This is a genomic window from Deinococcus koreensis (assembly GCF_002901445.1).
Lineage (GTDB): Bacteria > Deinococcota > Deinococci > Deinococcales > Deinococcaceae > Deinococcus > Deinococcus koreensis.
Genome location: NZ_PPPD01000001.1, coordinates 264,003 through 278,327, shown reverse-complemented (window position 1 = coordinate 278,327; position 14,325 = coordinate 264,003). Strand labels below are relative to the sequence as shown.

The following is a 14,325-nucleotide window of genomic DNA, read 5'->3' as shown; positions in this document are numbered from 1 at the left end:
GCCGCCGTGGCAGGGGCGGGGGTCCCCCGCTCAGGCCGAACGGTGGAGGGCCAGGGCCAGCAGCTGGGTCAGGAGCAGGTGCTTTTCGGCCTCGTCCACGGTCTCGCCCGTCAGCCGCCCGTACACCAGCGGCTCCAGATCGCCCAGCAGCGGCTCCGCCCCGGAGGTCAGGATGATCCCCAGGATCTCGGCCCGGCTGGGAACCTCCGGCGACCGGAAGTCTGCCTCCTGGGCGCGCTGGATCATCTCCCTGAGAGCCCTCAGCGACTCCTCCGTCAGTCCCTCACGCCGGGAGTCGGCTGCGGGGAGGGGCAGCGCCAGCACCCGCTCCCGCAGCACCTCCAGGGGGGTGGGCAGCCGCGCCAGGAGCCGGCGGAGATCCCCGGCAGCCTCCTTCTGGGCCAGGGTCAGCAGCGCGAGCAGGATGTGCTGGGGCGCCACCACGACGGATCTCTGGCGCCGCGCCAGCTCTGCCGCTGTCTCCATGACCCGCCGGGCGTCCGGGGTGATCATGGGGGCGTCGCTCGACGGCCGTGGCCCGGCGGGCGCCTGGGCCTTCAGCGCTCCACGCCAGTCGGTCAGCGAGGCGCCCGCGGCGGCCAGCAGCTCGCCCGCGCCGCCCTCCGTCCGGAGCAGGGCCAGCAGCAGGTGCGCGGGCGAGACACGGTGTTCGCCAGTGGCCTCACTCTCCTCGCGGGCGAAGTGGAAGACCAGCCGGGCCCGGTCGTCGTAGCGCTGCACCGTTACTCCAGCTTTCCGGTGAATGTCCCTTCCCAGGCGTTCAGGATGCGGTCGCCCTGCACCAGCAGCACGGCCGGGTAGGTGCCCACCCGCAGCTTGCGCGCGAACGCGGTGGCCTCCGCGCCCCGCCAGACGTTCACGCCCTGGGGCGCCTCGGCGGGGACGTCCTCGGCGTTCACGGCGCGCACCGTGAGGCCGCTGTGCAGGATCGCCTGCCAGAGCGCCCCCAGGTCGCCGCAGTCGTGGCTGTACACCACCACGATCTCGCGCCCGCTGGCCGTCCAGGGATGCGCCGGCAGCAGCTCGCCCAGCCGCACGCGGGCCTCGGCCGGAGTGGCCCCCAGGGTCAGGAGCAGGGTCAGGAGGGGCGCACGCCGCAGGGTCATGGCCGCATCATGCCTGCCGCGCGGCGTGCGCTGCATGACGCCCGCGTGAGAATCGGTCGGATCGGGGCAAGTGTCAGTGGAGGGTGAACAGCAGCAGAGCCCCACCTGGGGGCCCTGCCTGAATTTCTGACCATCTGACTGTCGACCTGTTTCGTCTGTTCAGATCCGGGTCACGACGGGCGTCGCTCCGGGGTCTGACCTTCAGGGTTTGGGTTTGGCTGCAGGTGCCGGCGCGGTTTCTGGAGCCTGCCCCTGGCTGTTCGCCGCCTTCACGGCCTGCGGATCGGGCTTCTCGTCCTTCAGGGGCGCGGGGTTGGGGTCGGGCGCGTAGGCGGGCAGCTGCTCGACATACACCCGGCGCGAGACGATGTTTTCCGGCGGCGTGAACTCGGTGGCCTGCCGGTTGGTCTCCCGGTCGACGCTGATCACCACGGTCAGGGGATCGCTGGACGGCCCGGTGTAGCTGGTTTCGCGGTACTGGGTGGGCACGGGCGCGTCGGCCTGGAGTTCCGTGTTGGCGGCGTCGCGGTAGTTCGGGTCGAGCATGGCGATTTTCACGCCCGGCAGCCGGCCCGGATCGGGCGAGTCGGCGTACTGGATGCCCGGCGGCTCGCTGAACTGGCGCACGGTCTGACCCTGGTGCGCGAGTTCCATCATGCGTTTCCAGATGGGCGCAGCCACCTGGCCCGAATAGTAGTAGTCGGGATTGCCGCCGCCCTGCTGCTTGCCCACCCACACGGCGCCGGTGTACAGCGGTGTGGTGCCCACGAACCACAGATCCTTGACCTCGTTGCTGGTGCCGGTCTTGCCCGCCACCGGCCACTCACCGAACTTGGCGCGCGCGGCCAGCCCGCCCTGCGCCTCCGTCCAGTCGTTCACGACGCCCCTGATCATGTCCAGGCCCAAATAAGCCACCTGGGGTGTCCATACGCGGGTTGGGCGTACCGGGTCGTTCACGGCGTCGTAGAGCACCTCGCCACGGGCGGTGGTCACGCGCGAGATGTAGCGCGGCGCTCTGTACAGCCCGCCGTTCACGTAGGGAGCGTAGGCGGCCGCCATCTTGATCGGCGTGGTCTCCACCGCGCCTAGCGAGGCCGCGAGGCCCGTGCCATCGTTAGGGGGGATGCCCAGCGCCCGCAGCTTGCCGAAGAAGGTCTGCAGGCCGATCCGGTCGGCGAGGCGAACGGTTACGCGGTTCAGAGAGCGATTCAGCGCCTCGCGGATGGTCATGGCCCGGTTCTGATCGGCGCCCTCAAAGTTCTTGGGTTCGTATACCCCGTTCTTGCAGCCCTCGCAGGGGTAACTTACCGGCTTGTCGTCTTCCTCGTGGCTCTGGCTCAGGCCAGTCGAGAGGGCTGTGGTGTACAGCAGCGGCTTGATGGTCGAGCCGATCTGGCGCTGGCCCTGCGCGGCGTTGTTCCAGTCGGCGGGCGGCGCGTCGCCGCGCAGCTTCTGACCGATCATGCCCAGCACCTCGCCGGTGTAGGGGTCGACGACCGTGGCGGCCAGGGTGGCACCCGGAGGCAGATAGGTCGTGTCCCGGCTGGCCTTCTCGACCGCGTTCTGCACCTTTGGATCAAGGGTTGTGTACACCCGCAGACCGCCCGCTCCGTAGACCTTGTCGCGGCCGAAACGGCGTTCGAGTTCCAGCGTGACCTGTCCCATGAAGTGCGGCGCCCTCGTGGTCGTGACCGCCTTGAGTTCTTTCTGGGTGCGGTCGACCAGCTTGGCGCTGAGGATCTTGCCCGCATCGTCGTAGCTGACCTGCCAGCCGCGGGGCTGCAGCTTTTCGCGCCACGCGGCGTCGGCCTGCGCCTGCGTGATCCACCTGTCCTCGACCATGCGGCCCAGCAGGGTCTTGATCAGCGGACGAACCGCCGGGTAGTCGAAGTAGCGCCCGGCCCGCGGCACCAGCACGGTCAGGTAGGCGCTCTGGGCCAGCGTGAGGTTCTTGGGCGTGGTGCGGAAGTAGGCCTGCGCCGCCGAGTACACGCCGTACAGCTCGACCGGGCCGCCGTCTCCCCAGTAGATGGTGTTCAGGTAGTTCTGGAGGATCTCTTCCTTGGTGAAGGTGCGCTCCACCTGCACGCTCAGCAGCCACTCCTTGAACTTACGGTCGGCCGAGCGCGACTGCTGGTATTCCTGCAGCAGCAGGGTGTTCTTGATGAGCTGGTTGGTCAGCGTGCTGCCGCCCTGCACCGAGTCTCCGCGCGCCAGGCGCTGCACCTGCCGGCCCAGACCGTAGGGGTCGAGGCCGTAATGCTCGAAGAAGCGCCGATCCTCGTTGCTGATCAGGGCCGCCACCATGAAGGGGCTGATCTCGTTCAGGTTCACCAGCGTGCGGCTGATCGCCTGCTCCCCGATCCGGGGAATGAGCGAGCCCAGCGGCGTGTTGTCGCGGGCATAGACGCGGGTCTCGGCGCCCAGCGAGCGGGTCAGGTTGTCCAGTTCACGGTAGTCCGGGAGTTCGCGCCACCACTTGGTGCCGTAGGTGGCGACCACGCCCAGCGCGGCGATCAACGCGGCCAACAGGAAGGAGGTGAAAAATTTCAGGAATCGAACGACAAAGATCACGTAGGCACACCCCGTTCAGGCCAGGCCGCTCAGCTCGGCCTCAGCGTCGGCGGGCCTCGACCAGTTGATTCACACGCCCGCGCAGGTTCTTGCCGGACAGCGGCTTGTACACAATATCGTCTGCGCCCACCAGTTTGGCATGGTCGCGCGTCTGATCATCGTCGAAGCCGGTGAGAAGCAGCACGGGGATGCCCCGCAGCCGCTTAATCCGCTTGACACGCGAGCAGATCTCGAAGCCGTCCATGTGCGGCATCTTGATGTCCAGCAGCATCACGTCCGGGGTGTGCTCACGGAGGTAGTCCAGCGCGGCCTTGCCGTCGGCCACTGCCACGATCTCGTGCCCGTCCGCTGACAGAATGACCTCCAGCATGGTGCGGATGGCCGGTTCGTCATCTGCGACGAGGATGGTATACGCCATGGGACGCATGATAGTGCAGGGGGTCGTTCATAAATCAAACAACGCTCATCTGGCGAGTGGGCGCCGGCCGGGCGACAGGGGAGAGGCCAGCCCAGGCCAAGGCCCGAGCCCGGTCAGCCCAGGCCGATGCGCTCCAGGCCGTGTTCCCGGGCGGCCTCGTCCTCGCCGTGTGACGCTGCGGCGTAGGTCGCTGCGGTGGCCGGGGCCGGGGTGGCGGCCAGAGAGGTGACCAGTGCCGCTGTGGAGGGGGCTGCCGGAAGCCCCGTGCCCGCTCCCTGCCCGGCGGCCCGCGCCGCCAGTCGGATATCGTTGCGGCCCTGGGCCTTGGCGCTGTACATCGCGGCGTCGGCGCGGGCCAGCACGTGATCCGGGTGCTCGCCGCTCTCGGCGGTGGCCACCCCGAAACAGGCGGTGACGCCGCTGACCGCACCGTGGGACTGGTGCCTGAGCTCCTGTCGCAGCGTTTCGAGCATGACCTGGACATCCTGATCGCTCAGCGGCGGCAGGATCAGGAGAAACTCCTCACCCCCCCAGCGCGCGGCCAGGCCCCCAGCCGGCAGGTGCCGCCGGGCGCTGCCGCCGACGCCGCGCAGCACCTTGTCCCCGGTGGCGTGGCCGTGGACGTCGTTGACCCGCTTGAAGTGGTCGAGGTCGAACAGCACCAGCGTGAACGGCGTCTGCTCGTGGGCCAGCGTCGCCAGCCGCTCCTCGGCGGCGCGGCGGTTGGCGAGTCCGGTCAGGACATCGGTGTAGGCGGCCAGGCGCGTGGCCATCAGGCGGCGGTACTGCACGCCCATGGTGCCGTGCATGACCACCAGCACCGCCCCCGTGAGCAGGAACTGGATGACCGAGCCCATGAGTCGGGCCGGCGGCGCGGGTGCGGTTCCGGCCAGCAGGTGCCAGCCACAGATCAGCGCCGCCAGGGTCAGGATCGAGGTGGTGACCAGCGTCGCCTGCCGGGCCGGATACGCCAGGAAGGCGGTGGCATACAGCACCGCGAACCAGTAGGTGCTCTCCATCAGGGTGCCGGTGCCTGCGGGCATCACGCTGAACTGGTGGTTCAGGGCCAGCAGCAGGTACCCCGCTCCGCTCAGGTAGGCCGACTGGAAGGCCGCGGTCAGGCCGATCCGGCGACTGGCGAGCAGCCCCTGGAGAGCCAGCAGCAGGCCCGCCATCAGCGGCAGCGCCCAGGCGTCCAGCGGGTCGATATCAGGGCTTTGAATCAGCAGCGCGGCGCCGCTGGCCATGATCATCAGGGCCACCGCCAGCAGGAACATCCGGCGCTGGCTGCGCTCCCAGGACATGGTCTCCGATGAATTGGCCTGAGCGGGGGACGTTCGTGGCAAGAACACTCCGTGAAGCGGGTTCGAGCGGCTGCTGAGCGGCGACTGTGCAGAAGGCCTGGGGGGGAACTGGAAGTCGTGGGGGAAGTGACTGGCAGTTTACCTCAGCCCTTCCCGCCCCGGAGCGCATCTCTTATGGACAGTTTAGACATTCTCTGCTAAGGCTCAATGTCGGTCGGATACGGCCGTCAGATTCATTCCTCAGGCCCAGGGGCCTTGCGAAACCGCGCCTGTCCACTATCTCGTCAAGCGGTTCCACCCACGGCCAGAGCCTTGCTTAGGCCCCGTTCCGGGCAGCGTCCAGCACGACATGGTGCACCCGGCAGCGGGCCTCGTAGCTCTCCAGCGCCCCCACCAGTACCACCGGATCGTCGAAGCGGGCGGGTGCGCCGCCGATCAACCTCTGCGAGCGGGTGGCGGGCGCGCCGCAGACCGTGCAGATCGCGGTGAGTTTCTCCACGCTCTCGGCCCGGGCGAGCAGTTCGGGAATGCAGCCGAAGGGCTCAGCCCGGAAGTCCATGTCCAGGCCGGCCAGAATGACCCGTACCCCGGAATCGGCGAGTTCCAGAACCAGCGGCACCACCCCGGCGTCGAAGAACTGCACCTCGTCGATGCCCACCACGTCGGGCGTGGCCGGGCTGTCGCCCCGCAGCAGGGCGTCCTCACCGCTGAGGTGGGCGCGGATATCCTGGGCGCTCCGCACGGCCAGGGCCGCCACCGTCCGTCCGGCGTGACTCGCCACGGCCGAATGGTGGTAGCGGTCGTCCAGCGCCGGCTTGAAGACCTGCACGTTCTGCCTCGCGATCACGGAGCGGGTGATCCGCCGGATCAGCTCCTCGCTTTTGCCACTGAACATGGGCCCGACGATCACTTCCAGATGACCGCCGTGATAGGGAGACTTCAGCACGCAGCGGAGTATGGCAGACCATCTCCCAAAGGGCGAGTGCCCGGCGAGCGTTTCCAGGCCGCAGCGCCGGAGGCCCGTTCTCGCCGTTCTCCCCGCTTCCGACCGTCGCCATCCCCATTGGGTCAGGGCACACTCACAACGAGAACGCCCCACCACTGGGGCGGGGCGAACTGATCAGCCGTACAGGCGGTCTTACTTCTTCTTGGTGCGGTAGGAATCGCCGAAGCGCTTGTTGAACTTGTCCACACGGCCCTCGGTGTCGAGGAAGCGCTCCTCGCCCGTCCAGAAGGGGTGGACTCCGCTCCACACGTCCACGTGGATCTCAGGACGGGTGCTCAGGGTTTCCATGATCACTTTGCCCTGGTACATGATTTTGGTGGGGACGGCCTTGGGGTGGATATCTTTTTTCATGGTCTGCCTCCGCCGTCACGTCGGTCGATCGGGATGTCCGGATCGGGTGTGCGTGACGGGCAACCGAAGAAGTATACACGAGCCGCCCTGAGGGTGCGAGGGGCTCCGGGCGCCGACACCCGCTCCACCCCGGAGACGGCAGGGCGCGGGAATGCCGCGCCTGGACACGGCGGTGCCCTCAGTCCTTTCCCCGCCGCACCCCCTGCCGCTCGTCTGCGCCACACGCCGGCCCGGTCAGGTGGTCGGCGGCCGAGAGATCGGTCAGCCAGGGCCAGCGCTGCAGGTAGGCCTGCACCTTCGCGCGGTACAGGCTGGGCGTGTGGTTCCGTCCGTTGAGTTTTAGGCGCCCGGCGGCCAGATCGTCCAGGCCGCGCGGAGCGTAGACCGTGCCCGTGGCGTCCACGCCCACGCAGGTGCATTCCACCAGGAACTGGTCGATGCCCTCGCGCACGCTGGCGAGGGGGGGCCGGGGCAGGCCGGTCTTCTCCGGGAACCACAGGTGCACCCGGGCCTGGTTGCGCACCTCGATGCGCGCCCCAAGATCCCTGAACAGCGCCCCGGCCCGGCGGATCACCGCGTCCTCCGCCTCGAACGAGGGGTCGTCGTCCCAGTAGAAGAGGTCGTAGTCGCGGATGTGGGCCTGCGGGTCGAGGCCGCTGCGGACGTTCCAGACGGTCTGGAACAGCGCGCCGGCCGCCAGATGGGCCTGCTGGAGTCCGAGCCTGGGCAGGCGCGCCAGGATGGCCGTATTGACCGGATTCCGCCCGATGGTCAGCAGGAATTCCGCCTCTGTCATGGTTCTGGGCACTGCCTGGCGCCCTCCACGGCGCTGCCCAGAAGGCGCCCGAAGTGCTCGGTGCAGGCCCAGTCGCGCCCCCAGCCGGGCCAGCTGTGGCCCAGGCGCAGCGGCGGCAGCAGAGGCGCGGGCACCTCCAGGCCCCGCGCCCCCAGCAGGGCGCCCACCACGCAGGCCACCGTGTCGCTGTCGTCGCCCAGCATCACGGCCGGCTGCACCCCGCTCAGCCAGTCGTCGGACAGGTCTGCGGTGCGCGCGTGAACCAGGGCCGCTTCCAGGGTGTCCAGCACGTAGCCGCTCTGGGAGGTCAGGTGGCCGTCCAGGCCCGACCGCACCCGGGCCCTGACCTGGGCACGCGCCTCGCGGTCGCGTTCGCCGAAACCGGCATGGGCCGCCCGCAGCTCCACGCCGAACAGGCCAGCGTCCAGCAGCGCAGCGCGGGCATCGAACTCGTCCATCACTCCCAGGGCCGACCGGGCCGCCTCGGTGAAGTCGGGCCGCCCGGCCGGTTCGCCGGGATCGAGCCTTTCCAGGAAGGCGGTGAAGAACACCGAGGCATGGACGCACCGGGGATCGGCGTGGGTCAGGGCGGTGACCACGGTCGCCTCACGCGCCAGCGCCGCGCCCTGGAAGCCGGCCAGCCACACGGCCGCGATCCGCATCAGGCCGCCGTTGCCCGCCGACTGGAAGCCGCTGGCTTGCCACGCGCGGACTCCACCGTCCACCCGGTCATCCAGACCGTCTCCAGGCCCCCCCTGCCGGGTGTGCCAGCTCAGCGCCTGGCGGGTCAGGCTGCCCACGTCCGGGGGGCCGGTCGCCAGCCACTCGCGCAGCGCCTGCACGACTCCGCCCAGTCCCTGCCGGCGGGCATACCCGAGCAGGGTCGCCAGTGTCATCTGGCTGTCGTCGGTGGCCTCACCGGGCGCGAAGCCGAAGACGCTGCCCGGCTGGTAGGTCTCGATCCGGGGGCCGTAGCGGGCCTGGATCGCCTGCGGCGTCTTGAACTCGGTCGCGGCGCCCAGGGCGTCGGCGGCTGTCAGGGACAACAGGGCGCGCAGGTGGGGGACGGTCATCGCTGGATTCTGCCATGTCCGCCCGGTGCGGCCGCGCCCGGAACGACCAGCGTTTTCTCCGGCCAGCACCCGCGCCGGGACGCGGCGCACTTTTGAGGGGTGGTGGGGGCGCGCGGGCACTACACTCTGGACATATGGTGCGCGGCGACCTGTCCGTCTTTCCCTTCCTGTCCGTGATGCAGATGCTGTTGACCAGCGGCCGGGCGGGGCGTCTCAGTGTGGATCACCCCAGAGGCGGGCAGCTCTGGCTCGACCGGGGCGAGATCGTGCACGCCCAGACCCCGGCCCTCAGGGGCGAGGCGGCGCTGCAGCTGCTCTCCAGCCTGGACGGCGGCCAGTTCACCTTCGAACCCGATCAGGCCCCCCCGGAGCGCAGCCTGAGCCTGCGCCGGGACGTGGCCCTGCACCGGATGCTGGAAGACAGCGAGGCCTGGAGCGCCATCCTGCGAACCTTCCCGGACTGGACGCGAACCCTGCGCTTCACGCCGCGCTGGACGGAGGCCCAGCCGGTCACCCGCACCCAGTACCGCGCCCTGAGCCTGGTGGCGGAGAGCCCCACCATTCAGCACATGCTCGAACGCAGCGGCGAGCCCCCCAAAGCGGTGCTGGATACGCTGCGCCCCTTCCTGGTGGCCGGTCTGATCGAACAGGTGTAACACCACTTTCGATTGATTCCCTTCCGTATCTGGAATCAATCCGACTGAAAGGACTCGCAGAGCTGCGAAGCAGAGAAGGAAAGAGTCCGGATTTCGCGGAATGCAGGAACACCAGGTGCTCTTCCGGGTGTTCCGGAATGGAGCGGAGTCCGTATACTCAGATGGAATTCCGTCAGGCGCGGCTTGGTACACTCATGGTACACATGTCCGCTCCAGGCGGCAGTGGGATTGTCCGGAGGAAGCATGAGCGCCATCACACGAGCCAGCAGGGGAGACGACGGGAGCCCGGCGCGGGACGAGCAGGGCCGCCCTGACACGGGTGTCCACGCCGCGTCCCAGGGGGGCGTGAGTGCCCACCCCAGCTGGCGCTTCCTGGACCGCTTCGACCTGTGGGTCGACTGGCTGCAGCGCGAGGGCGGGGTCTGGAAACCGCACCAGAGCGTGCTGCACCGCACCTTCAAGACCCGCGAGGAGACCCTGCTGCACGCCGAACGCTTCATCGGGCGCGGGGACTTTCCCATGCAGAGCGCCACGGGCAGCAGCGCCGCGCCCGTGACCCTCATGCGCAACCGCCGCGACGCCCTGCTGCGCGCCTTCCGCGAGGCCGAGGGCGACGGCGTGACGCTGATCCGCGAGGTGCAGTTCCCCGTGGGTGAATATGCGCTGGGCGTCAAGGTGACCCGCGAGCGGATCGCCGAGGAGGTGCGCGCCCCGTTTGGCAGCGCCGCCAATCCCCTCCGGAGCCTGAGCGGCCGGGCCGTCAGACTGACCGTCCTGATCGAGCATCCCTACGACGTGCTGACCCGCGCGCAGGGTTCCCTGGAGGTGACGGATCGCGGCGCGAGACTGGGTGCCGAGACCCAGGACTTTGCCGCCGGGGTCAGCGTGGTCGGGGTGCCCTACCGGCACGCCACCGTGGCGATCAGCCGGGGCCTCCTGAAAAAGCCCCTGCTCTACCGCTACGAACTGGCCGAAGCAGCCGGAGAATAACGGCGGGTCGGACGGTCTCGGTGCTGGACTTCCTGGGGGCCGGGTTCCCCCAAAGCCAGACGGTCGCGGCGCCAGGGCCGACACTGGACTGGATCGGGGCGCAGGGCTGCGAGCCCACGCCCTGCGCCACAAGGCCGATAGAACTCTGATCCCTGGAGACCTATACTCCGTGGTGCAGTGACCGGGAGGAGTACCCGGAAGGTGGCGCCCACAGGGAGCCCGGGCCGAGATTGAGAGCCTGGGCGGGAGGGCCGCCGGGGAAAGTCACCCGCGAGCATGGTGGAAGAGTCCCCCCTGTGGGGAGGTAGACCCACCCGGGGGCGCCCGGTACAGCGCGCTTCGAGTGCTCCGGCATCCGGCCGGGGAACAGCGGTGGTACCACGGGACTGAAGATCCAGAACGTCTCGTCCGCATCAGGCCGACCCTCACGGGACAGGCCGGCGGGCGGGACGTTCTGCTGTTTGTCGATTTTGGGGTGGAGAAGTAAGGGGGTGGCAATGAATCAGGTCAACGAAATTACTGGATACGCTCTCCCTCTCAATGAGGCGGTCGCTCTCGCTGAACGGTACGGCTGGCGTCAGCGAGTACTGATCTATGTCACCCGTGAAAATAACCATTTACTCGTGTTGAAGCAGCCGCCCGAGTACCCGTATCCAGATGCCGGGATCCAGGTTCCGGCCGGAGGACTTGAGACCGGCGAAACTCCTGACCAGACCGCAGTCCGGGAAACCTTCGAGGAGACCGGGCTGGTTCTTAGGCAGCCGGTACATCTGGCGTCTTACCACTGGACTCGCCAGGAACACTCACAGGTCTGGCATTACTTCTGGCTGGTTGCCCCGGAAGACACGCCGGACACGTGGTCGCATGTCGTGACGGGCGGAGCGGAGGATGTGGGCATGACCTTCCATTGCCGGTTTGCCCCGCTGACCCAGCCTGAACTCGTCCCCAACTTCCGCTATGAGGAAGCCCTGCCGCACCTGACTGCCAAGCTCAAGGAGACTGCTCATGACTGATCTAACCCACACGACCGACCCCTCAGCAGCTGCCGACGCCGCGTCTCCGGAGACCGAGGGAGGGCTTGCCAAAACCTTCGAGCCGCAGGTGGTGGAACCGGCCTGGGCCGAGCGCTGGCGCACCGAACCCTTCCGCGCCGACGCGACCAGCGGGAAGCCGCCCTTCACCATCATGATCCCGCCGCCCAACGTGACCGGCAACCTGCACCTGGGGCACGCGCTGGACAACACGCTGATCGACACCCTGATCCGCTACAAGCGTATGGCGGGTTTCGAGGCGCTGTACCTGCCGGGCATGGATCACGCGGGCATCTCGACGCAGGTGGTGGTGGAAAAGCAGCTGCGTGAGCAGGGCGTGTCGCGCCACGATCTGGGCCGCGAGCGCTTCCTGGACAACGTCTGGGAGTGGAAGGCCGAGTCCGGCGGGATGATCCTGAACCAGCTCTCCCGCCTGGGCGTCAGCGCCGACTGGACGCGTGAGCGCTTCACCATGGACGAGGGCCTGAGCCGCGCCGTGCGCCATCAGTTCGTGAGGCTCTACCACGACGGCTATGCCTACCGGGGCGAGCGCATGGTGAACTGGGACGTGAGCGCCCAGACCACACTTTCGGAGCTGGAGATCGACCGCGAGAACCGCAAGGTCAAGATGGTCACCCTGGCGTACCGCCTGCGAGATCCCCAGTTGCCGGCCAGCAACGGTGAGCCCGGTGAGATCCGCATCTCCACCGTGCGCCCCGAGACGATCTTCGCGGATCAGGCCATCGCGGTGAACCCGGCGGACGCGCGTTTCACTCACCTGATCGGCCAGCAGGCGCGGATTCCCCTCACCGACCGTTTCATTCCGATCATCGCCGACGAGGCGGCCGAGATGGAGTTCGGCGTGGGCGCCCTGAAGATCACGCCCGCGCACGACCCCACCGACTTCGAGGTGGGCGAGCGGCACGGCCTGGCGCGCCCCAGCGTGATCGACCTGCACGGCAACCTCACCACCGACGAACTGGTGCCTGAAGCCTTCCGGGGCCTGGAGCGCTTCGCCGCCCGCAAGGCGGTCATCCGGGCCCTGGCCGAGTCCGGCGAGCTGATCGAGGAGAAGGATCACGACGCGCCGCTGGCCATCAGCGAGCGCACCAAGGTGCCGGTCGAGCCGATCATCAGTGAACAGTGGTTCGTGAAGATGACCCCCTTCGCCGAGCAGGTGCTGGAGGGGCTGGAGAAGGGCGAGATCCGGCTGACCCCCGAGCGCTACGCCAAGGTGAACCGCGACTGGCTGGAGAACATCCGCGACTGGAACATCAGCCGGCAGCTGTGGTGGGGCCACCAGATCCCCGCCTGGTACGACGAGGACGGCCAGATCTACGTGCCCGATCCCGAGAATCCCGATCTGGACTGCGACCAGGATCCGCGCTACGCCCACCTGAAGTTGCGCCGCGACCCCGACGTGTTCGACACCTGGTTCTCCAGCAACCTCTGGCCCTTCTCCACCCTGGGCTGGCCCGACACCGACGCCGAGGACTTCCGCAAGTTCTACCCGACCCAGGTGCTGGTCACCGGCTACGACATCCTGTTCTTCTGGGTGGCCCGCATGCAGATGGCGGGCTACGGCCTGACCGGACAGGCCCCCTTCTCCACCGTCATGCTGCACGGCCTGTACCTCGACGAGAAGGGCCAGAAGATGTCCAAGAGCAAGGGCAATGGCATCGATCCGCTGGAGCTATTCGACCGCTACGGCGTGGACGCCTGCCGCTTCGCCTTCGCCTACCTCTCGACCGGCGGGCAGGACATCCGCCACGACGCCCGGCGCTTCGAGCAGGGCCGCAACTTCGCCAACAAGCTGTGGAACGCCACCCGCTTCGCGCTGATGCGCCTCACCGAGGGCGCGGCCACGCTGAGCGGTGACGACGACCTGACCCAGTACGTGCTGGCCGTCTCGCAGCCACCGCAGGGGAATCTGATGCGGAGCCGGGACGTGCTGGCCGCGCTGGTGGGGCGCAGCGACCTGACCCTGGCCGACCGCTGGATCATCTCGCGCCTCAACGCCGTGACGGCCGAGGCCAGCGCCCACCTGGACGCCCTGGATATCGGCGCGGCCATCCGCGCGCTGTATTCCTTCACCTGGGACGAGTTCTGCGACTGGTACATCGAGGCGGCCAAACCCGCCCTGCTGGAGGGTCAGCTGGGCACCATGGCCACCCTGAAGGCCGTGCTGGAACACATCCTGAAGCTGCTGCACCCGGTCGTGCCCTTCATCACCAGCGAGCTGTACGCCTCTCTCGGGCACCGCCAGCAGCTCGCCGTCCACACCTGGCCGGTGGTCAACCCGGCGCTGCACGACGCCAGCGCCACGGGCGCCTTCGATGCCCTGCGAGCCGCCGTGGCCGCCGCCCGCAGCCTGAAGAGCGAGCTGGGCCTGAGCCCTCAGGAGCGGCTGAACGTGGTCGTCGAGGGCGAGCTGGCGGCCACCGTGGAGGACAATGCCCGCGTGGTGGAGAGCATCGCCCGCGTCAATCTGGTGCCCGCGCTGGAGGGCCGCACCCTGATCCTGGTCGAGCAGGGCGTGACCGTCCGGGCCCCGCTGGAAGGCACCGTGGACATCGCCGACTGGCTGGGCAAGCAGCGCAAACGCCTGGCCGAGTTCGACAAGCAGATCCGGCAGGCGCAGGGCAAGCTGGACAATGCCGGCTTCGTGGCCCGCGCCCCCGCCGAGGTGATCGAGGAGGAGAAGCGCCGCGTGCAGGACTTCGGCGCCCAGAAGGAGCGGCTGGAGGGCGTGCTGGCGCAGTTCGTCTGATCCCGCAGGAGGGCCCTGCGCGGCCTTGCCCTCCTGCTGATTGGTGAAGGGAGGCGCCCAGGGGTCGATGGCGCTCGCCTGGGCTCCGGGGACGGTGGTACCTGACCTGCAGGGCAGTTCTGTAGATCAGGTGATGTCTGCTCTCGGGCCCCGGCCGTCTCCGGTTCCTGAGGTGGAGAGCCGATCGGGACTCGCGGAGCTGCAGTGCGGAGGGATGAACGGGCGTGGG

General features: G+C 68.6%; 13 protein-coding genes. 4 read left to right on the top strand and 9 right to left on the bottom strand.

Annotated features, from left to right (window positions below; genetic code table 11):
* Nucleotides 1–30 precede the first annotated feature (30 nt).
* The 9 genes from CVO96_RS01260 to CVO96_RS01220 all read right to left on the bottom strand — a co-directional run bounded on the left by CVO96_RS01260 (nucleotide 31) and on the right by CVO96_RS01220 (nucleotide 8,649).
* Nucleotides 31–741, bottom strand: coding sequence for a Clp protease N-terminal domain-containing protein (locus CVO96_RS01260; RefSeq protein WP_103309444.1), 711 nt, complete (start codon nucleotides 739–741; stop codon nucleotides 31–33).
* A 2-nt stretch (nucleotides 742–743) separates the two neighbouring features.
* Entirely contained in the window at nucleotides 744–1,127 is a 384-nt protein-coding gene (locus CVO96_RS01255; protein WP_103309441.1) for a penicillin-binding protein, read from the bottom strand.
* 201 nt (nucleotides 1,128–1,328) lie between these two features.
* Nucleotides 1,329–3,701, bottom strand: a complete 2,373-nt coding sequence (locus tag CVO96_RS01250; protein ID WP_103309439.1) for a transglycosylase domain-containing protein — start codon at nucleotides 3,699–3,701, stop codon at nucleotides 1,329–1,331.
* A gap of 40 nt (nucleotides 3,702–3,741) precedes the next feature.
* Nucleotides 3,742–4,128, bottom strand: coding sequence for a response regulator (locus tag CVO96_RS01245; RefSeq protein ID WP_103309436.1), 387 nt, complete (start codon nucleotides 4,126–4,128; stop codon nucleotides 3,742–3,744).
* A gap of 104 nt (nucleotides 4,129–4,232) precedes the next feature.
* Complete coding sequence (locus CVO96_RS01240; RefSeq protein ID WP_103309433.1) at nucleotides 4,233–5,423, bottom strand: GGDEF domain-containing protein; 1,191 nt, start codon at nucleotides 5,421–5,423, stop codon at nucleotides 4,233–4,235.
* A 316-nt stretch (nucleotides 5,424–5,739) separates the two neighbouring features.
* Nucleotides 5,740–6,369 carry a thymidine kinase gene (locus tag CVO96_RS01235; protein WP_103309430.1) on the bottom strand — a complete coding sequence of 210 codons (630 nt, stop codon included), beginning with the start codon at nucleotides 6,367–6,369 and terminating at the stop codon, nucleotides 5,740–5,742.
* Between the two features lie 192 nt (nucleotides 6,370–6,561).
* Nucleotides 6,562–6,780 carry a 50S ribosomal protein L31 gene (gene rpmE / locus CVO96_RS01230; RefSeq protein ID WP_103309427.1) on the bottom strand — a complete coding sequence of 73 codons (219 nt, stop codon included), beginning with the start codon at nucleotides 6,778–6,780 and terminating at the stop codon, nucleotides 6,562–6,564.
* A 178-nt stretch (nucleotides 6,781–6,958) separates the two neighbouring features.
* The gene (locus tag CVO96_RS01225) at nucleotides 6,959–7,588 is read right to left on the bottom strand and encodes a nucleotidyltransferase family protein (RefSeq protein WP_243398110.1); all 630 of its coding nucleotides are present in this window, start codon (nucleotides 7,586–7,588) and stop codon (nucleotides 6,959–6,961) included.
* On the bottom strand, nucleotides 7,573–8,649 hold the full coding sequence (locus CVO96_RS01220) for an ADP-ribosylglycohydrolase family protein (protein ID WP_103309422.1): 1,077 nt from the start codon (nucleotides 8,647–8,649) through the stop codon (nucleotides 7,573–7,575). The genes CVO96_RS01225 and CVO96_RS01220 overlap by 16 nt, the downstream gene beginning before the upstream one ends.
* A gap of 134 nt (nucleotides 8,650–8,783) precedes the next feature.
* Between CVO96_RS01220 and CVO96_RS01215 the strand changes: the two genes are divergently transcribed.
* From CVO96_RS01215 to CVO96_RS01200, 4 genes are all read left to right on the top strand, one after another.
* Nucleotides 8,784–9,305: a DUF4388 domain-containing protein gene (locus CVO96_RS01215; RefSeq protein ID WP_103309420.1), complete on the top strand. Its 522-nt coding sequence runs from the start codon at nucleotides 8,784–8,786 to the stop codon at nucleotides 9,303–9,305.
* Nucleotides 9,306–9,548: 243 nt separating this feature from the next.
* A complete protein-coding gene (locus CVO96_RS01210) occupies nucleotides 9,549–10,295 on the top strand; it encodes a hypothetical protein (protein ID WP_243398108.1) in 747 nt (248 codons plus the stop codon).
* Between the two features lie 497 nt (nucleotides 10,296–10,792).
* Nucleotides 10,793–11,308: an NUDIX hydrolase gene (locus CVO96_RS01205; protein ID WP_103309417.1), complete on the top strand. Its 516-nt coding sequence runs from the start codon at nucleotides 10,793–10,795 to the stop codon at nucleotides 11,306–11,308.
* Nucleotides 11,301–14,096 carry a valine--tRNA ligase gene (locus CVO96_RS01200; protein ID WP_103309415.1) on the top strand — a complete coding sequence of 932 codons (2,796 nt, stop codon included), beginning with the start codon at nucleotides 11,301–11,303 and terminating at the stop codon, nucleotides 14,094–14,096. The genes CVO96_RS01205 and CVO96_RS01200 overlap by 8 nt, the downstream gene beginning before the upstream one ends.
* Nucleotides 14,097–14,325 lie beyond the last annotated feature (229 nt).